At 47.1% G+C, this 18395-nt stretch carries 17 protein-coding genes; 7 read left to right on the plus strand and 10 right to left on the minus strand.

Features of this window, described 5'->3' with window-relative positions; translation table 11 throughout:
• Positions 1–128: 128 nt before the first annotated feature.
• Positions 129–2156, plus strand: a complete 2028-nt coding sequence (locus tag ELR70_RS03790) for a methyl-accepting chemotaxis protein (protein WP_054013590.1) — start codon at positions 129–131, stop codon at positions 2154–2156.
• A gap of 92 nt (positions 2157–2248) precedes the next feature.
• On the opposite strand, the gene ELR70_RS03795 is transcribed toward ELR70_RS03790, so the two are convergent.
• Positions 2249–2530: a SelT/SelW/SelH family protein gene (locus ELR70_RS03795; protein WP_200908182.1), complete on the minus strand. Its 282-nt coding sequence runs from the start codon at positions 2528–2530 to the stop codon at positions 2249–2251.
• Complete coding sequence (gene nhaR, locus ELR70_RS03800; protein WP_054013588.1) at positions 2521–3435, minus strand: transcriptional activator NhaR; 915 nt, start codon at positions 3433–3435, stop codon at positions 2521–2523. The genes ELR70_RS03795 and nhaR overlap by 10 nt, the downstream gene beginning before the upstream one ends.
• Positions 3436–3573: 138 nt before the next feature.
• Between nhaR and ELR70_RS03805 the strand changes: the two genes are divergently transcribed.
• The 5 genes from ELR70_RS03805 (at position 3574) to arfB (ending at position 8613) form a co-directional block, all read left to right on the plus strand.
• On the plus strand, positions 3574–3876 hold the full coding sequence (locus ELR70_RS03805) for a hypothetical protein (RefSeq protein WP_054013587.1): 303 nt from the start codon (positions 3574–3576) through the stop codon (positions 3874–3876).
• 357 nt (positions 3877–4233) lie between these two features.
• Entirely contained in the window at positions 4234–5502 is a 1269-nt protein-coding gene (locus ELR70_RS03810) for an HlyD family efflux transporter periplasmic adaptor subunit (protein ID WP_054013586.1), read from the plus strand.
• Between the two features lie 90 nt (positions 5503–5592).
• Entirely contained in the window at positions 5593–6921 is a 1329-nt protein-coding gene (locus ELR70_RS03815) for an ABC transporter permease (protein ID WP_235577043.1), read from the plus strand.
• A 10-nt stretch (positions 6922–6931) separates the two neighbouring features.
• Complete coding sequence (locus ELR70_RS03820) at positions 6932–8143, plus strand: FtsX-like permease family protein (RefSeq protein ID WP_054013584.1); 1212 nt, start codon at positions 6932–6934, stop codon at positions 8141–8143.
• 56 nt (positions 8144–8199) lie between these two features.
• Positions 8200–8613, plus strand: a complete 414-nt coding sequence (arfB, locus tag ELR70_RS03825) for an alternative ribosome rescue aminoacyl-tRNA hydrolase ArfB (RefSeq protein WP_054013583.1) — start codon at positions 8200–8202, stop codon at positions 8611–8613.
• A 10-nt stretch (positions 8614–8623) separates the two neighbouring features.
• On the opposite strand, the gene ELR70_RS03830 is transcribed toward arfB, so the two are convergent.
• Genes ELR70_RS03830 through ELR70_RS03845 form a run of 4 tightly spaced genes read right to left on the minus strand, consistent with a single transcriptional unit; the run spans position 8624 to position 11941 of the window.
• Positions 8624–9874 (minus strand): ATP-binding protein, encoded by a 1251-nt coding sequence (locus ELR70_RS03830; protein WP_054013582.1) that lies wholly within the window; start codon positions 9872–9874, stop codon positions 8624–8626.
• Between the two features lie 6 nt (positions 9875–9880).
• Positions 9881–10570, minus strand: coding sequence for a response regulator (locus ELR70_RS03835; RefSeq protein WP_054013581.1), 690 nt, complete (start codon positions 10568–10570; stop codon positions 9881–9883).
• The gene (locus ELR70_RS03840; protein ID WP_054013580.1) at positions 10570–10968 is read right to left on the minus strand and encodes a DUF3019 domain-containing protein; all 399 of its coding nucleotides are present in this window, start codon (positions 10966–10968) and stop codon (positions 10570–10572) included. Before ELR70_RS03840 ends, ELR70_RS03835 begins: the two co-directional genes overlap by 1 nt.
• On the minus strand, positions 10958–11941 hold the full coding sequence (locus ELR70_RS03845; RefSeq protein WP_054013579.1) for a MipA/OmpV family protein: 984 nt from the start codon (positions 11939–11941) through the stop codon (positions 10958–10960). The genes ELR70_RS03840 and ELR70_RS03845 overlap by 11 nt, the downstream gene beginning before the upstream one ends.
• A gap of 160 nt (positions 11942–12101) precedes the next feature.
• Between ELR70_RS03845 and ELR70_RS03850 the strand changes: the two genes are divergently transcribed.
• On the plus strand, positions 12102–14180 hold the full coding sequence (locus ELR70_RS03850; protein WP_054013578.1) for a beta-propeller domain-containing protein: 2079 nt from the start codon (positions 12102–12104) through the stop codon (positions 14178–14180).
• Positions 14181–14235: 55 nt separating this feature from the next.
• Here the strand turns inward: ELR70_RS03850 and ELR70_RS03855 are convergent, their stop codons facing one another.
• The 4 genes from ELR70_RS03855 to ELR70_RS03870 form a co-directional block, all read right to left on the minus strand.
• Positions 14236–14757: a GNAT family N-acetyltransferase gene (locus ELR70_RS03855; RefSeq protein WP_082353068.1), complete on the minus strand. Its 522-nt coding sequence runs from the start codon at positions 14755–14757 to the stop codon at positions 14236–14238.
• A gap of 24 nt (positions 14758–14781) precedes the next feature.
• On the minus strand, positions 14782–15513 hold the full coding sequence (locus ELR70_RS03860; protein WP_054013576.1) for a 5-oxoprolinase subunit PxpA: 732 nt from the start codon (positions 15511–15513) through the stop codon (positions 14782–14784).
• A 95-nt stretch (positions 15514–15608) separates the two neighbouring features.
• The gene (locus ELR70_RS03865) at positions 15609–16406 is read right to left on the minus strand and encodes a DUF1445 domain-containing protein (protein WP_054013575.1); all 798 of its coding nucleotides are present in this window, start codon (positions 16404–16406) and stop codon (positions 15609–15611) included.
• Between the two features lie 64 nt (positions 16407–16470).
• On the minus strand, positions 16471–18255 hold the full coding sequence (locus tag ELR70_RS03870; RefSeq protein ID WP_054013574.1) for a glycoside hydrolase family 3 protein: 1785 nt from the start codon (positions 18253–18255) through the stop codon (positions 16471–16473).
• Positions 18256–18395: the final 140 nt, after the last annotated feature.

An 18395-nucleotide genomic window follows, 5' to 3' on the forward strand; every position in this document is an offset into this window, starting at 1 on the left:
AATCAGTTATTTTGTTTCTAAATACAACAATTTTGCCTATGTTTGTGTTATATATTTTATTAAACAACTCGATTATTTAGCGCTGCCGCCAGGTAATTTCTGAGACGGTAGCAGAGGAAGGTATAGCCATGTTGCCGTTGCGGCTTTCCATTAAACACAAAATTACTCTGGGCTTTGGTGGTATCGGTATGTTGCTGGTTATTGCCAGTGGACTTGCTTACTGGGCACTGCTGGAAATCCAACATGCCAATCACAAAGTAACTGACACCGCCCAGCCTATCTTGCGTGTTGCTGAACAATTTCAGCAACAACAGCTTCGAATTCGCAATCTGGTTTCAAAAACATACAGTGCTGACGATGAAAGCCGTGTCAGGCAAATAAAGCTGGCGTATAGCCAAGCGGAAGAGCGAGCTCAATCATTGCTGGCTGATTTAGAGGCACGTTCTAAAGATCACCAGCGAGTGGTGCAACCTTTACGTGAAGTAAATCGTATCCGCTCAGAATTACAGCAATTGTCAGGTGCTCTGTTTGCCGCTCGATTAAGCCAGTTTCAGGCAACAACTCATATTCAGCAAGGCGTTGCTGGTTTTTTTGAACAAAGAAACACTGCTGGCTCGGCAATGTTGGATATTGAACTGATAGAGACGGCCAACAGTCGTCTGAGAGATGAAGTGGCAGGAACAGGTATCAGGATAGATGACCTGTTGTTTACATTGGAGAATAATGTGCAGTCGCTTGCACAGGTTGGGCCTGACGGTTTTGCTACTCATCGAGAGGATGTTGGCTTTATAGTCGATAACATCAGTGACAATTTTACTTATCTAAAACGCCAGTCTGCCGGGTTGCCCGTAGAGCCTCTGTTACAGCAGTTTGAGCCTGCATGGGAGAAAATAACTCAGCAGCTAAAAGCACCGGGGACTTTGTATCAGGCACTGGCTCGTCGTCATGACGGACAGAAAATGGCTACACAGAGCTATCAGCAAGCAGAGCAAGCTTATCAGGCTCTCTTTTCCCAGATTGACACCATTCAAAGCCATGCGCAAAGCCAGTTTGATCTTTATCAGCAGGAGTCTGATCTGATTATTGAACAGGCTAAAAACGCAGCCTTATTGTTAGTACTGGTATTCGCGGTACTTGCAATCGGGATCGCGCTGTCTACCAGCCGCGCTATGTTGCTCCCGCTGGCTGCTGTAAACAAGATGCTTAAATACATTGCTAGTGGCGACTTTTCACAACAAATAGTTAAGCGTCAGGATGATGAGTTTGGTACGCTGACTGACAACATCAATCAGGTAAAACAAAATCTGAGTGGCTTACTAGAAGAGATTGACACCCAAGTATACGAATTAAAGAGTCTCGCTGGTACCTCACTGGAACGCAGCCAAACGCTCACCAGCCGAGCGACAGTTCAGGTAGAGCGCACCGACAACGCGCTTAGCATTGCATCGAATATTGCTCGCAGCGCAGTTGATGTGTCTGAACAGTCTGATCACGGAGTGGCCGGGCTCAAGCGCGCTCAGTCGTTGAACCATGAGACAGCGCAAAGTGTGATGCAAAATAAGCAGAAGATCATGTCGCTGAACGGTAGGATGGCTGAATCGGTCAGTGCGATGGACGGACTAAGAAGCCACAGTGAAAGCATTGGCCAAATCCTTGATACCATTGTCGCTATCGCAGAGCAAACGAATCTATTGGCACTCAATGCTGCCATCGAGGCCGCACGTGCCGGTGAGCAGGGCAGGGGGTTTGCGGTGGTGGCAGACGAAGTGAGACAGTTGGCCATTCGAACACAAAATGCGACGCAAGAGATCAACAAAATGATAGCAGCCTTGCAAGCAGATACCCATTCGACAGCGACTTTAATTCAAAGTGGTCAACAAGATGTGCAGGAATGCGCAGAGCAAAGTGAAATTCTGGCAAAGAATATGGCACAAGTCAGTGAGGCGATTGAACAGGCGACAGCATTGAGTGAGCAGATCCTGGGGGCTGCAAATCATCAGGCCGAACACTGTGAGAGTATCGCCGGGCTGATGAAAGAAGTGCAGGAAACAGCCTCTCGTAACTCGCAGGAAATGGAATTTATGGCCAAAGACAGCGAGTCACTGAGTGGATTTGCAGCCAAGTTAACTCAATTGGTTGAACGCTTTAAGCTTTAATATCAATCGGCATTGAAACATGACTACTCCATGAAATTAAATCTGCCTGTATCTGGGGAATTATCCGGTCAATTTGTCATGGATAGAGGGAGTTAAGTGTCAATGTGGCCCATTGAACGCTCAGGGTCAAGCTGATCTCGTACCCGGCGTTTTAGTATTTTCGCCTCGGGAAAGCCTCCATCGCGCTCGCGACACCAGATTAAGGTGTCATTGTAATAGATTTTAAAAACTCCCTTGCTGGCTGGAACCAGTGCGACTTCAGCCAGCTCGTCAGAGAAAGTAGACAACAACTCCTGAGCAAGCCAGCCACTGCGCAGTAACCACTGACACAGGACACAATATTGAATCGCTATTTTAGGTTTATTCACATTAATTCCTTGCTGTCATCAATCTCTCGGGCATGCTGAACAAACTCAGAGTAAATAGAATCTTTGATTAGCCTGTCCGGGGTAAAAGCATAATAGTTCTGGTAGACGTTGGCGATTGCACCGATAAAACTAACATCATAGTGACGCTCAATTTCGTCACGTACAGATAAAGGAGCAGGGAATACACCAAACCCTTGTTGACCAAGCGCCTTCATCAATGCACTGTCATCGACATGACCCGCGACCGAAATCTCGATTTTTTGTTCGTTAAGCCAGTACTGGATAGCACTTGTCACCGGGCTGTTCTTCGCTGGTAAAATAATCGGCGTTTCAGCGAGCGCGGCTGGAAAGTTATCGCTGGTTATGGCCTGAGAGTGTTTTGCGCCATAAAAACCGATCTGACTTTTCCCAATCTCATGGCAAAAGAGTTTAAACGGTGTATCACCGTCTAAAGGTTTGTCTGCCAACACAAGATCCAGCTTATGTGTGGCCATTTGCGCCAGTAATTCGGCTTGTTGCCCATCAATACAGTGGAGATTTGAAATGCGCTCATTATCAATCAAAGGGGCAAGCCACTTTGATACCAGTGACTTTGGCAAAGCGTCTGAAATGCCGACTTTGAGCGTGCGATTAATCGATGCGAGATCACCTTTGGTCGTTTCCAGCCACTCCTCGGCTATGGCGAACATGTCATCTGCATATTGTTGTGTCAGTTGTCCGTATTCGGTTAGTCTTAGTCCTCTTCCTTCTCTTAAAAACAGTTGTTTGCCAAGACGCTGCTCCAGACTGGTGATCTGAGCACTGATGGTCTGAGGTGTCAGGTGCAGTATCTTACTTGCTGCTGCAATACTACCGTGGCGGCTTACCTGCCAGAAGTAGTACAGGTGGTTATAATTTATGTTCGTAATCATTCGTAATATTCGACGTTTTGCTAAGAATTTATCAGCTTTTTTCTTTTTAAATACATTAGTAGATTAACCTCAACGACGCAACAATATGAGTTCAACTCCATTTTGTTGACTGGCTTTGTTCAAGAGGTTGATAGCATTATGAAACTGAATTTCAGAGCAACGGGAAAGCGCATTGCGGAGGCGACGAAGTCGCAACTCTCCAGATTAGCAACTAACAAATTTATGCGTTATGCGGCCCATATCCGCAAAGTGCGGATAGATGTGGATGAGCAGCCCTGTCAGCGCCACGGTATGTTGACGATCTGTAAGATTGAAGTTTTGTTGCCCGGGTTACCGAGTGTCTCAGTTCGGGCCAAGGGTAAGAACATGATGCAGGTGATCAAACGTGCCTTACGCGACAGTGAACTACTGTTGGCACGCCAGTTCAACAGAGCCGCATAGGGCTGAACAATATTTTTAACAAAGTAGATAAATTATTTGACCCTAACTGAGCAAAATAGGAGGTGGCGTCCAGGTTAGATTACGATTATGCAGTATTTACAGTTATTCCCAAGCACTTGCGGCGGCATGGAGGCCGCGCTTTATCCCCTTCTCTTAAGCTCTCAGCTAACACACCAAGCCTTTCGTTCCGACTCCTGGGATATAAATTAACCATATAAGGTAAATAATGTTCCCAAAACAATTTTATGCACCAGTGAAATATTAATAAAATGTTTATTGTTGGTGACATTTAGTTTGAATTTTGCTATTTTCAGACTCGGTATTGATCAACACTTTTTATTTTCAAGGACGTAGTAGATGCAGTATATCGATGATACCAGTGCTCAGGACAGCCAATTAGAGAAAAAACATAACTATAAACGCTATTTCCTGATCATCGCTGGTGTAATTATTTCATTATATTTTGTTGTTCCTCAAATGCTTGCGTGGGCAAGTGGTGAGAGCGCCGTCAGAATGGACAATATTCATGTTGCACAAGTGCGCCGTGGTGAATTTGTCAGAGATATTTCAGTCCAGGGGCGGGTCATTGCGGCGCGCAGGCCAACTCTATACAGCCCCGCCGAAGGGACAGTGACTTATCTTGTGACTGCCGGAGATTCTGTCGAAATTAACCAGCCACTGGCTCAGATAGACAGTCCTGAACTTAAGAGCTTGTTGGCACAAGAACAGGCTGAATTAACACGTTTGGGCACTCAGTTAGAGCGGGAAAAAATTCAGGCGAAGAAGCAAGACCTGGCACAAGAAAATTACCTGGGGAAAGCCATGGTGGCGTTAAACGCAGCAAAGCGAGAAATGCGCCGTAATGAAGAAGGTAAAAAGAACCAAGTTGTCAGCGACATTGACTATCAAAAAGCCAAAGATGAGCTGGAGAATGCGCAGCGAGAACACCGCCTTGCAGTCAAAGAAGTGGCTCTGTTAAAAGAAAGCCAGAAGTTTGAGATCCAGACGCGTGCCATTGAATTACAAGCGCAGCAGGTGCTTGTTGATGAGTTGCAGCGACGTGTTGCATCGTTGGAAATTCGCTCTCCGGTAAATGGTATTGTTGGTAACCTGAGTGTCGATCAGAAGAATTCGGTTGCGAAAAACCAGCCACTACTGAGCGTGGTGGATTTGTCTCACTATGAGGTTGAGGTCAATATTCCGGAAAACTATGCGGATGACTTAGCGCTGGGCATGCCAGCACAAATTACACTAAATGGCCGAGCATATGCTGGTGAATTGACTGCCATATCACCTGAAATCGTACGTGGACAGGTCGAAGGTAAGATACGCTTTAAAGAAACAGACATTACCGGACTCAGGCAAAACCAGCGTCTGACCAGTCGTATTGTCCTGGAAGAAAAGTCTGGTGTGACCTATTTACCCCGTGGCCAGTTTGTCGATGCGTACAGTGGCAAGTATGCCTATGTACTTGATGATGGTAGTGCCGTTAAAAAATCTATCAGCCTTGGCTCAAAAAGTCTGGGGCAGGTGGAGGTACTGTCCGGGTTGACGGTCGGTGAAACAGTCATTATCTCTGACACTCGCATGTTTAATAGTGCGGAGCGTGTGAGGGTCGTTCAGTAAAAACTTTATGGAACAGCGCGCGAACGAAACAGAGTTCGCGCCAGTCCTACGCGATTAATAAACGCAACAATATGTGGAGGAAGCATGCTGATGAGATACTATTTCAAACTGGCCTGGATAAGCTTCAAACAAACTCCACTATTAAGTTCCTTAATCGTGGTCACGATTGCGGTCGGGATTGCTGCAACCATGATAACTTACACTATCAGCTACATGATGAACAAAGAGCCAGTACCAGGTAAAGCTGACTCTCTTTATCTGGTTCAGCTAAATAGTTGGGACCCTCAAAAAGCCTATTACAGTCAGGGAGAAGATGAACGGGTTCCTCCCTATCTTACCTATCAGGACATGCAAAACTTATGGCGTGCGGATCAGGCAAGGCGCCATGTCCCCATCAGTGGTTACAGAGATCAACTTAAGTTGCCACAGCAGGCTGACTCTGATGCAAAAACAGCATTGGTACGTTCGACCAGTCGGGATTTTTTCAGTGCATTTAATGCTCCAATTCGGTTTGGCAGTCCCTGGTCAGTTGAAGCAGACAGGCAGGGGGAGTTAGTCGCAGTGATCAGTGCTGATGTAAATCAGCGACTATTTAATGGACAAAACTCAGTTGGACAATCTATTCGATTGGGAGCACTTGAGTACCGAATCGTTGCTGTTTTGGATAACTGGCCTATCCTGCCACGGTTTTACGGCGAGGCGATGCGTGCATTTCGCAAGCCCAGAGATGTATTTATTCCCTTTGAAACACAAGTACGTAACGAGCTATGGTCGTCTAATTTACAAGCTTTTGAGTGCTGGCGTGATCCGGAAGATAGTTCATTCGAAGCGTTCTTGTCTTCGGAGTGTGTCTGGGTTTACTTCTGGGTAGAGCTCAATGGGCCCTCTGAGCGCCTTGAATATGAAGAGTTTCTGTATTCCTATGTTCAGGAGCAGCGAGCGTCAGGGCGATTTCAACGTAAAATCATCAATAAGCTAAGCACCCCTGTGGAATACCTGACTCAGCGTGAAGCCATCTCGCAGGATAACCATATGGCACTGGGGCTGTCATTATGCTTTTTGATACTTTGCCTGCTCAATAGCACGAACCTGATGATGGCTAAGTTTCACACTAAGACCCTCGAAGTCAGCTTGCGGCGCGCCGTCGGGGCCAGCAAACGACAGGTATTTCACCAGTTCTGTATTGAAACTCTGTTGCTTGGCACATTTGGCGGGGCACTTGGGCTAATATTAGCGCTGCTGGGACTCAAGGTGTGCAGTCAGGTTTATCAGCACCTGAGTAGCGATCTGATGCAAATGGATATGTTTATTGTGGTGTTAACCCCCTTAATTGCGATATCTGCCAGTGTATTATTTGGCTTATTGCCCGTTATTCGTGCCAGTCGTATTGAGCCCGCCAGTCAGCTTAACAGTGTATAAAGGGGTGAGCATGAGAGACTTGATACCAATCCTTAAAGCGTTGAATTACAGCCGCACCGCTCCTTTGTTATTCGTGCTGCAAATAGCGTTGACCTTTATGATATTAGTGAATGCCGCCTACATGGCATTGCACAAGCACAGTTTATTATCGCGTCCAAGTGGGTTGGATGAACAACATACCTTTTACGTACTCACTAACTTGCCCTCAGAAGCTACTGCAAGAGGTGCGGATATTGACCAAGATTTGCAAGCAATAAGTAACTTGTCAGGCGTCACTTCTGCGTCAGTTACATCTGGGATACCTCTGACTGGTTGGGGGCGCTTTCTGGAAGTCGCGACTCAGGCTGATAGTGAGTATGATACTTTCAGTGGTTATTATGGAGGTGATAACTCGCTACTTGAAACTATGGGGTTAGAGTTGATTGCGGGGGAAGGCTTTTCACAGACACCGCTGTTTGCAGAAACAGATGGGTTTCGTATTGCAACAGAGATCATCATCACACAAGCGCTCGCACAAGCACTTTATCCCGACGACTGGCGCCAGGTTGTAGGACAGACTATTTATATTAACAAGCGACCACAACAGGTTCGGGGGGTCGTGAAAACCTTGCAGGCTGCCTGGAGCTTTTGGGCCGTAGTGGAACATAGTGTGCTTGCGCCGGTAATAGAGACCAGTGAGTACGTTTACTACTTGGTACGCACAGAGCCAGGCCAACAGGCAGAGGTTATGGCGCAAACGATTGACTATCTGATGCGTCGTCATGGAAGAAAAGTTGAAGAGTTGCAAACATTTGAACAAGTAAAGCAGCAGAGCTATCAGGCTGAATATTCGGCCAGTATGACACTGCTGTGGGTTGTAGTGTGTTTGTCTTTGGTTACGGCGTTAGGCGTGTTTGGTCAGGCGCGTTTTGCCGTTACCCGGCGTCGCAGGCAGATAGGGATCCGGCGAGCTCTGGGGGCGCAAAAAGAGCATATAGTTGGGTACTTTATGCTTGAGAATGCACTTTTGACGGTGCTGGGCATTGGTCTGGGATGCATTGCGGCTATGCTACTGAATGTGCAATTCAGTAATTGGTTTGAGCTCGCCGTTGTGCCTGTGGAATTCCTGGTTATCGGAGGAGCGTGTATGCTGCTGCTTGGTCAGGCTGCAACTTTGGCCCCCGCTTTTCGTGCCGCCAGCGTATCACCAGCCATTACGACTCGTCTTGGGGAGCTTAGATAGACTCATCTATACGTAACTTGTTATGATAGCGGCTATAGAAGTGAATCGTGGTAACTATGTTAAAGCTATCAAATAATGTTGAACTGGCTGCTTGGGAAATTGAATTGACAGCGATCCGAGCGCAGGGGGCCGGTGGGCAAAATGTTAACAAGGTGTCCTCTGCGATTCACTTGAGGTTTGATATCAAACGGTCAACCTTACCTGCTTTCTACAAAGAGCGATTACTGGCCTTGCAAGATAGCAGGATCAGTAAAGAGGGCGTGGTTGTCATTAAAGCACAGAATTTTCGCACTCAGGAACAGAATCGCGAAGATGCATTGGAGCGGTTAAAGACATTGATACTCGCGGCCATAAAAGTAGAAAAGAAGCGCAGGGCTACTAAACCAACGCGCAGTTCTCAGCGCAAGCGTTTGGACAGTAAAAGCAAACGTGCCCAGACTAAAGCGATGCGCGGGTCGGTTAAATTCTAATATCAATGAGCTAGTCACTCATCAGGGGCAACGCCAATCTAAACTTGGCTCCGCCGAGATCAGACTCCCCCACCTGACAAGTGGTGTCATGCCAGGACAGGATTTTACTGACAATGGCCAGCCCAAGGCCAAATCCGCCGGTTTCTTTACTTCGGCTTTTGTCTAGTCTGGAAAATGGCTGAAAAACTTGTTCTCGTTTGGACTCAGGAATGCCTGGGCCATCATCTTCCACTGTGAATTGAGCCATATTCTGTTGTATTGTCAGTGTGACTTTGATTGTACTGTGGCCATATTTGTCAGCATTTTGCAGCAGGTTTTGTACTACTCTGGATAACTGGTGTGGATCGCATTTTACTGGAATATCTGACTTGATATTGAGGACAAGGTGCTTGTCCGTTGTGCGTCTGAGCTTGTCAAGTTGATCCAGGATGAGAGGTGCCAGATCGCACCGTTGCATATGTAGTTGTTGATTTGCAAACTCCAGCCGCGCATAACTGAGCATCTCGTCAATCAGCACTTCCATTTCTGTTACATCCTCTTCCATGGCTGCGACTTGCTCAGGGTCCTTTGGGGCGAGCATGGCAAGCGCAAACTTTAACCTTGCAAGAGGCGTTCTGAGTTCGTGAGAGACAGCATTAACAAGCTGTTTTTGGTTACTCATCAGGCTGGCGGTTTTCAGCGCCATTTTTTCAATTTGCTGGGTCAAAGTATAAATAGCAGAGAACCGTGAGCGTGTTGGAGTGAGTTCAAGAGAGCCTGATGCAAGTTTTTCGGATGTGCGCTTTAGTTGCACCAGGTCTACCCACAGTGGTCTGAGCCAAAGCACCAATAGCAGTGCTAATAGGGAAAATGAGAGAAATTTAATTGTATATTGTTTTATCGTCGCGGATTGCGCTGGCGCAAAAGGACCAAGTTGTACAACCGATGTACCATTGATCACGAATAGGATCAGGGCGTTTCCAGTGTCATCAAATGAGGTGATAATTTCCCCGTTTTTGAGTGCTGCCAGTTGCTCAGGCAACCAGGCAACATCTTCGTACGGAAACACAGTTAGTTGTGTTTGGGTACTTAAAAACGACGCAAAATCTGCTTCGTTTAAATGCGTTAATGCCTGTTGGTAGTGTCTTGCCACAGCAGTGGCGTGACGTAAGTCGTCAGGTGCCTGCTCAACCCAATTGCGCCACACAGCCTCACTGCCCTGATTTATAGCAATAATACTGGCAAATACCACAATATATAGGCTAACAAGCAACCGCAACACAGTACATTATTCCCAGGCAGACTTTGAGCACAGGTAACCTTTGCCCCAAACGGTAATCAGCCGGTAGGGTTGTTCCAGGTTGTCGTTGAGCTTTTTGCGTAATCTGGAGATCCGCACATCGACACTTCGGTCTAAGCCATCGTATGGTCTGCCAACCACTTCAGTGTATATATGTTCGCGACTTAAGGTTTCTCCTGCGTGTCTGGCAAGCTCCCACAGAAGATCAAACTCATAGCTGGTCAGTTCGATCTCTTGCTCGCTCAGATAGGTTTTTCTTGCCGCTTTATCTATGTGAAGCTGTCCTAAGGTCAGTGTATCAGTGTTATCTGTTTGTTTGCCCTGGCGACGCAATAGCGCGTTCAGTCGAGCCAGCAGTACATATGGCTCAACGGGCTTGATTACATAGTCATCAGCACCAATTTCCAGGCCTCGAACATGGTCGAAGTCGCTGTCCTTTGCTGTTAAAAATAATACTGGTCCCGGGTAATCTGGTCGTACCCTGCGGCATATCTCAAAGCCATCCAGATTGGGCAGCATAATGTCGAGAATCACTATGTCAGGTTGTTCCTGAATGATTTTCTCCGGAGCCAGGGCGCCATCATGGATCAGGGTGACATCGTAATTATTACTTTGTAAAAACTGCCCGGTAAGTTGAGCGAGTCTTTCATCATCTTCTACCAGAATGACTTTGGTCATTAGAATAAACTCCAATCGGTTTTCAGTTTTCTGCGGTACTTAGTGCTAACCACTGCATTGACTTTCACGGTCTTCTTGGCAAGAGTATGCTGTTTGGTATCTCTCAGGCTAAACTCCATATTTTGTGCAAGTTTGACTGCTAGTTTGGCTGTTCCCTGGTTGCTGCTTTCCCAGCAGTGCAATTGCTTATTTTCCTGATACAGGCATAGGTTTTCTGGCACAGCGTGGTGCCAGTTTACCCGGATGGTCATTTGGCAGGTTTGTCCTTGTGTCTTGACCATACATACCAATGGCTTAATCTCAAATAACGGTGGTGGTTCTGTACTGGCCTGTAAAGAGCCTGAGCACCATAAAAGCACTCCGGCAGACAGGCCGTACGGAGGGCGGCTAGAACGCATAAAGGCCTCCGATGAAGACTGATGTGGTATAGCCTTCCTCTATAATTGGACTGTTTGCGATACTCGAACCAAGCCATTGATGTTTTGCCGTGAATTTAAACTGCCAGCTTTTTGTTAGTTTATGATTATAAGCAATACCGACATAGGGATTAACGGTACTATCTACCTGATAGTGGAAATGTGTGAGATCGGTATCTCTGTCTGTGATGCCATAGTAATAGCTACCTAATTTTGCATCTTTGTAATCTATACCTAGTTTAAACTGCAACTGTGCATATTTAGGCTGACCAAAAGGCAGTGTGTAACTATAGCCAAGAGAGCTATGAAACCCTTTATAAATCCCCCGAACGTCGTGCAGCAATCTTATTGTTAGTTTGTGTTGTTCAGAGATGTACCAGTGTGCCAGTATGCCACTGTCTATTGCCCACTTTCTCTTAGCCAGATCTTCAAAGGTTAAGGACGGTGGTTTTGTCTGTACTGGAGTTCGGTCATTGTTTATGACAGGAACGTAGCCACTGATTCCTTTTGGCTGGCTGATGTTTCCCTCGTTATCGGGAGTTGCGCCACCATTACTGGAAGGGATTTGGGGCTCAGGAAAGTCTACCCGTTCACTTATGTCTGGAGAAAGCGTGTTTGATCGTAACAGAGTACCGGGCCGGGAGCGGGAAAAAAATGCCTGCTCTGAGTTGAGTTCTGCAATCCAGCTGACGTCGAATGACTGCTGGTTGACAAATGTGTAACCGATCGCCGTGTTATCAAGAAAGAAACGATCACCATAATAACTGATATAAGGTAATACGATCAGTGGGGAGTGTTCCCCATCTTTCAGAGGGTTGGTTGCAACACCTGCTCCCACGGCCACTGAAACTTCCCATTGTGACACCTCAATACAGTTTTCTGGCTGTGTGTCACAGTTAGCAAAAGCCATACTACTCAACAACATTGAGCCAATCACACCTGACAGACGTTTCACTTTTCCACTGCTCCCTATTTTGCACAGTGGTACTTTACCAATTAAATTACCAATTACCAGAAAGAGTTACATTAAATAACATTTACTGTGACTGGAGTAACAGCAACTCTTTTGCAAACAGGTATGGTTATGCACATACTTAATCCCAAGGAGACAACCAATGTTAAATTCTAATCATTTAAAAGTCACAGCAGCTGCGCTGTCGTTGGCGTTGCTCAGTGCATGTGGTTCAGGGAGTGATGGTAATTCCGCAGGCCAGGGCCCTGGTAATGGGGGGGTCCAAACTCCACCTGATAAAGTGCCTGACTTATCTACTGGTGAGGCCAGCGCGAAAAAGCTACGCAAAGCCAGTGCAGAGGACTTTGCGACTTACCTTAAAAATGGTGTTTATCTGTCTCAGCACAGAACGTCAGACGTAGCAGACGGCTCCGAAGCAGGCACGTCTCCAACTTCTGGTGAACCTCCCGCTTTTTCCACCACCAATGTACAGGAATCAGCAGTAGATGAGAGTGACCGGATAAAGTATGACGGTGACTACTTATATATTGCAAACACGACGGATTTTCAGGCGGCAGAAGGGGAGCATCAGCAGTCTGTGCGCATTCTGAAACGTGGAGAAGCGGGAGAGCTTACGCCACTTTCCAGTTTGATAGCCAGTAGGGGTTACTATTCGAAACAACGTCTTTACCTGAAGGAGGATAACCTCGCCGTCGTACTCAGTAATGAGGGGGGCATATTCGGGATAGAGCCCGCCATTGATGGAGTCTTTTCCACCACAGTGGTACCTGAGCCGGTTGCTCAGGATTTTACGCTGGCACGTGTTGATATTCAAGATCCCGCACAGAGCAATATTACGCATCAGTTACGCTTTGATGGTGAGCTGGTGGACTCACGTGTTATAGGTGACTCGCTTTATTTGGTTAGTGAATTTACAGCGCGTTTTGATGGTTTTGAGCAACAAGGAGAAGATCTCAACCTGACTAACTACCAGAAAATATTGGCGACGGATATCTCCGAGTTGTTACCCAAAGTGACCGATATCAAGACCGGAACACAAAAACTAATGGTAGACCCCGCTACTTGCTATGTACCGGAACAAGCATCGGAGCTTAATGGTTATCATCAAATTACCTCAGTCACGCGTGTGTCACTAAGCGATCCCGACTCTCTGACTTCCACCTGTATTGCAAATCGAACGCGGGGGATCTATATGTCACAGAAAAACCTCTACCTCTACGGCTATTATTACGATCCAGAGGACGTGACTTTTGAGGACACAACCCAGACAGTTATGCACCAATTCAGTCTGACCGAAAATGCGGCGACTTACAGCGCATCCGGCAGAGTTGCCGGCCGATTAGGCAGTGGAAATACCAACCTTCGCTTTAGCGAACACAATGATTTGCTGCGTGTAGTAACGTCACGCTTCACCGAGGTAAATGGTATGGTGCACAAACTGTATATACTGGAGAAGCAAGGCGATAATCTGGCACTGCTCAGCCAGTTGCCCAACGATACTCGACCCACGCCAATCGGAAAAGTTTCTGACAATGGTTTGGTGGAGGAAGATATCTATGCGGTGCGTTTTTTTGGTGATAAAGCTTATATCGTGACATTCCGCCAGATTGATCCTCTGTATGTGCTCGATCTCAGCGAGCGAAATGACCCTAAAATAACCGGTGCATTGGAAATACCCGGGTACTCAGCATATCTTCACCCGGTTTCAGACACTTTGTTAGTAGGGATTGGTCAGAATGTGCAGGATTGGTTTATCGACCCTGTTGCGCAGAGTGATGACCAGATAGGCGCAAAGGTAAGCCTTTTTGATGTCAGCAACATAGGCGCGCCAACCTTACTGCAGGAAAAAGTATTTCCCGGCGGATATAGCCCAGTAGAGTTTGACTATCATGCATTTAGCTATATAAAGCACAGTGAAGAGGTATTCAGAATGACGTTACCTATAGAAAGCTGGCTCACTCAGGATGAGAGCGACAATAGTGTGACCTGGTATCGACGCAGTGAATTAGCTGCATTCGAAGTGCACAGTGGTGAAACGCCAAAGCTACAGTATATGGGCAGTAGTGTTATTGAACCGCAATCGGACTCAGAGCTTCAGGGTTATGTTTGGTCAGGAGATGATCGTAGCGTGATACATGACGATCATATCTACTACGTACATGGCAACTTTGTCTGGTCAAGCCTATGGCAAACACCCCAGAATACTACAGGACCATTCTGATGTGATTCAGCTCAACGACGCAACCGGGTTCTTGTTCCGGCTGCGTCATTGGTGTTTAATTTGGCGTGATCAAGCCAAGCTTCTGGTCATGACACCATTTACCACCGAGCTGGTAGTTGTCTTTAAGTGTACCCTCGTGCTCAAAGCCTAACTTGGTCAGTAAGTTAAAAGAGGGCTCATTGCCCTCGGTTACGGTTGCCGTTAGTTTGTGATAACCACACTCGTTGAAAGCAAAGTCAATCACCGCTTTAGTTGACTCTTTGGCGTACCCTTTGCCCTGATGTGAGGGATCAAGCATAAACCCGAGCTCTGCCTGTTGGAAGGGCACCCAGTTGCACAAAAAGCCATGCAATCCAACTGGAGCACCTGATTGGCGGTCTTCAATAAGCAATGTTAGCCAGTGGTTTTGCTGTTTTCGCCAGCGAGGCAGGCGGCGATTAAATTGACCACGAATAAAGTCATGGTCAGGCAGGTCTTTAATAAACCGCATCACCTGAGGCTGCTGGTGCAGGTAGAGGAAAAATGACCAGTCTTCATTGGTCAAAGGCCTGAGTAAGAGTCTTGGGGTTTCTATCACAACATTTTCCTTATGAGTTATTGTTTAGGTTTGAAAAAGTAGTGCTTTGATGGCGACAATTTGCGCAATGCTGTCTGGGTTATCACCGTGAACACACAGTGTATCTGCTTTGAGCGGCAGTAAACGCCCGCTGGAAGTCGTAACTGTGCCTTGGGTGACCAGCTGTTTAACCTGCGCCAGGAGTTGAGCTTCGTTATGTACTGCGTTGGGCTGCGCGCGAGGGCTTAGGAGTCCTTCGTCTGTGTATAGCCTGTCTGCAAAGGCCTCAAACAGCAATTCTACACCAAATTGTGACGCAAGACGTGCGTGATGGTCTTGCTTGGCCGTTGCCAGGATCATCAGTTTAAGCTGCGCAGGGTACAATGACATTGCTTTGAGTACCTGAACCAGTATACCTTCGTCGCGCATCATGTCATTGTACAGTGCGCCGTGTGGTTTAACGTACTGCAACGTCATTTCATGTACGCGTGCCATTCCCTCCAGTGCAGCTATTTGATAATGCAAAATATTGATAAGCTCACTTTCACTGAGGGTCATAGAGCGACGTCCAAACCCTTGCAGATCAGGGTAACTGGGGTGAGCGCCAATCCCGACCTTATGCGTTTTGGCAAGTGTCAAAGTAGATGCCATAACATTGGGGTCGCCTGCATGAAACCCGCACGCTATGTTGGCCAGATCAATATGGGGCATAACCTGATCGTCCAGGCCCATTTTCCAGGCGCCATAGCTTTCGCCTAAATCGCAATTTAACAGCATGAGTTGCTCTTTTGTTTGGTTTTTATTGAACCTTAACACGGATCATCGTTGAACGTTAGAGCATCAGCAGACAGAACAGAGACCTCTGGCTTAACTCAGCTGATCACAAGACTGAGATCTGCTTTATCCGTCACCAGCAGATGTTGTGGGCTGTTAATAATACACCACTCGGGTGCTGCCCGGGTGATGGCAAGATGCGCAGTTAAGCTGGTGGTCCAGAAGACGGGTATATCACCCGAATTAATACAAAGCGGCTCGCCAAAGTTTGGTTTACTCAGGTTGGTAATTCCTATTTCGCCCGAGTCACCGAAATGAACAGGGATGCCATGAGGTACCCGACTCACTGAACCGGCCTGAATTGCTCGGATCAATGTCAGCTTATTCATAGGGCGCATGCATACCACCTTTGGCCCACCAAACGGCTCGACCTGATGGCTTTCGATATTGCTGATATACATTGGTAAAGAGTGAGTCGGATTAGCAAGTGGACTGGCAATGCCAAAAGAGTGTAAAACAGTGTCAAATGCCAGATGACTGGCCAGTGCAAAAGCGACGAAATCATCCCGCCATAGATGCGAAATATCAGAGACTTCTTCGGTCAGCTGGCCTTGTTTAAGTATACGATAGCGTGGAATATCTGTGCGTATATCAATATCCTGACCCAGTTGATCCAGGTGATAATTGCCTGGCGAAATACTGCTTGCCAACAACGGGCAGCAGTCAGCATTGTGCTGACAGTAGGTCTGGAATTCAAACGCATTGGCTTCTGGTAAGATTAAGATATTGCATTGGGCAAAACCGGGTACAAAGCCATTGGTTGGACCGGAGTAATCTCCGGCCCGGATCATGGCGCGAATAGCGTTAGGTGCAGTGAGTGATGCCTTGGGGTCCATACTTGTCCTCATCAGATAACAGGCTGATTTAACAACATCTCCCCAATATTATAGGCCGATACGATTAATCTGCCTGTTTGTCTATGCTGACGGGGAGCGTACCATTGGCTTTGGCCTTACCCATTATCACTTGTGCAAGGGCGGTGTACGCAGGGCCGCTCACCTGGTGCTCGGTTTCAACATCTACGTTATACGCGTAGCTTGCCAGTACAGCATGGCTGTATGGCGCAAAGCGAGTAATTTCATATGGTGCGCGTAAACTGATGAAAACCGTAGGGGTATTCTGCGCTTGGGCGAATATCATTAACTCTTGTAGGGCCTCTGGCTGGGCTTTTGTGTTTACTGCAAATTTGGCTAATGTGGCCAGGTCGTCCATTCCTCCAATTTCAGCGGCACTTTGAGCTGGGGAAGCGTGACCGGCAATCACCCAATCAGCACGCTGGATATCTGACTTTGCTTGCTGTGGATTAAACCCCTGAAGACTAGACATTGTCACGGTGAGTGGATGCGCTGAGTTGGCCAGCAACGCCTGTTTAAGGGCCGTGGCTTTTTGTTTATCTGGCATGATCAGGTGAATGTGTTGATCAGCGCGAATTGTCAGTGGCAACAGATTATCATTTTTCACCTCGGTAATGGCCGCCAGAGCAAGTTCGGCCTCTACTTTACGATGTTGGGGACTACCCAGTACTGATTCAGCGATGGCGGTTGATAGGTGGCGTTTTTCGGGTAAAAAACGTGCTTTAAGCTCGCTAATTCTTTTGGCTGAAAGTTTGAGCTCAGAGACCTCTAGCTGAGTGGTGGCTGTTTGGTAAAGCTTGTCCATAAATTGCCTGAATTTACTGATATCTTCCGTGCTACGTATCGCAAAAGGCATAAGAGCAATATCTACGCCGGCTGCAAAGGTTTCTATGACAGCCTGCTCAGGAGCAAAGAAGTCACTGATCCCAGCCATGTCGAGCGCATCTGTGATAGTGACACCCTGATACCCTAGTTGACCCCGTAATAAGTCGTGCATTATCTTGCGTGACATGGTGGCTGGACGTAGCATTTTCTCACCATGTTTGTTGAGGATTTGCGTATCATCCAAAGCCGGATATTGAATATGTGCTGTCATCAGCATACCCGGAGCGTGGTGCTTGATGATGGTCGCAAATGGTGCGATGTCCTGTTGGTAAATTTGATCAGGAGAGTGATTGACCCGAGGTAATCCTGTGTGGCTGTCTACATTGGTATCACCATGGCCTGGGAAATGTTTAACGGCTGAAATAACCCCTTGTTGCTCAAATGCCTTAACTTGCGCGGCTCCGAGCTTTGCGACCATGTCGGGGCTCTCACCAAATGAACGTACATTGATGACTGGGTTGTCTGGATTGGCATTGACGTCCACAGTGGGGGCGAAGTTAACATTGATCCCAAGCGCTGCCAGCTCTTTTCCTATCACAGAGGCGACTTCATGCGCGTAGTGGGTGCCATGTTTTGCATAGCTTGCACCAATACTCATATTGCCAGTAAATGAGGTTGCCTCGGCACGATTGATTCTGGCGACCCTGCCACCCTCCTGATCGATGGCGATAAATGGGGGAACCTCAGTTGCCTGATACAGTTGGCTTGTTAGTGCGACGATCTGGTCAATTTCCTGTACGTTTTCGGCAAACAGAATTACCCCGCCGATATGATACTCCCGGAGGATGTCTTTTAGCTGCGGTGGCAGAGACGTCATAGGCGCTCTGCACTGAGTCCCCTTGCCTTGTTCACAAAAGTATCTCAAATCAAGCATCAGTTTTTGGCCAATCAGAGGGCGTAATTCAGGTGCAACTGTGGCACTGTGGCTTTGGGCTGTCAGGGTCATGAGCAAACCTATTAGAAGTATGCGAAACAAAGTATTCATCGTTAATGTGCTATTTTTCTGGCACTCTATCATGCCATGGCGCTAAGATGGAGCAAATTAAGGTCGGTACACTATCTTAAACCGGTGTTAGTGAACGAGTT

This window comes from Pseudoalteromonas sp. R3, assembly GCF_004014715.1.
Classification (GTDB): Bacteria; Pseudomonadota; Gammaproteobacteria; order Enterobacterales; family Alteromonadaceae; genus Pseudoalteromonas.

What these genes read in the sequence shown, in the direction of transcription:
- ELR70_RS03790 (WP_054013590.1), top strand. Translation starts at nt 129, where the DNA reads ATGTTGCCGTTGCGGCTTTCCATTAAACACAAAATTACTCTGGGCTTT.
- nhaR (WP_054013588.1), bottom strand. Translation starts at nt 3,435, where the DNA reads ATGATTACGAACATAAATTATAACCACCTGTACTACTTCTGGCAGGTA.
- ELR70_RS03805 (WP_054013587.1), top strand. Translation starts at nt 3,574, where the DNA reads ATGAAACTGAATTTCAGAGCAACGGGAAAGCGCATTGCGGAGGCGACG.
- ELR70_RS03810 (WP_054013586.1), top strand. Translation starts at nt 4,234, where the DNA reads ATGCAGTATATCGATGATACCAGTGCTCAGGACAGCCAATTAGAGAAA.
- ELR70_RS03815 (WP_235577043.1), top strand. Translation starts at nt 5,593, where the DNA reads ATGAGATACTATTTCAAACTGGCCTGGATAAGCTTCAAACAAACTCCA.
- ELR70_RS03820 (WP_054013584.1), top strand. Translation starts at nt 6,932, where the DNA reads ATGAGAGACTTGATACCAATCCTTAAAGCGTTGAATTACAGCCGCACC.
- arfB (WP_054013583.1), top strand. Translation starts at nt 8,200, where the DNA reads ATGTTAAAGCTATCAAATAATGTTGAACTGGCTGCTTGGGAAATTGAA.
- ELR70_RS03835 (WP_054013581.1), bottom strand. Translation starts at nt 10,570, where the DNA reads ATGACCAAAGTCATTCTGGTAGAAGATGATGAAAGACTCGCTCAACTT.
- ELR70_RS03840 (WP_054013580.1), bottom strand. Translation starts at nt 10,968, where the DNA reads ATGCGTTCTAGCCGCCCTCCGTACGGCCTGTCTGCCGGAGTGCTTTTA.
- ELR70_RS03850 (WP_054013578.1), top strand. Translation starts at nt 12,102, where the DNA reads ATGTTAAATTCTAATCATTTAAAAGTCACAGCAGCTGCGCTGTCGTTG.
- ELR70_RS03860 (WP_054013576.1), bottom strand. Translation starts at nt 15,513, where the DNA reads ATGCTGTTAAATTGCGATTTAGGCGAAAGCTATGGCGCCTGGAAAATG.
- ELR70_RS03865 (WP_054013575.1), bottom strand. Translation starts at nt 16,406, where the DNA reads ATGGACCCCAAGGCATCACTCACTGCACCTAACGCTATTCGCGCCATG.
- ELR70_RS03870 (WP_054013574.1), bottom strand. Translation starts at nt 18,255, where the DNA reads ATGACCCTGACAGCCCAAAGCCACAGTGCCACAGTTGCACCTGAATTA.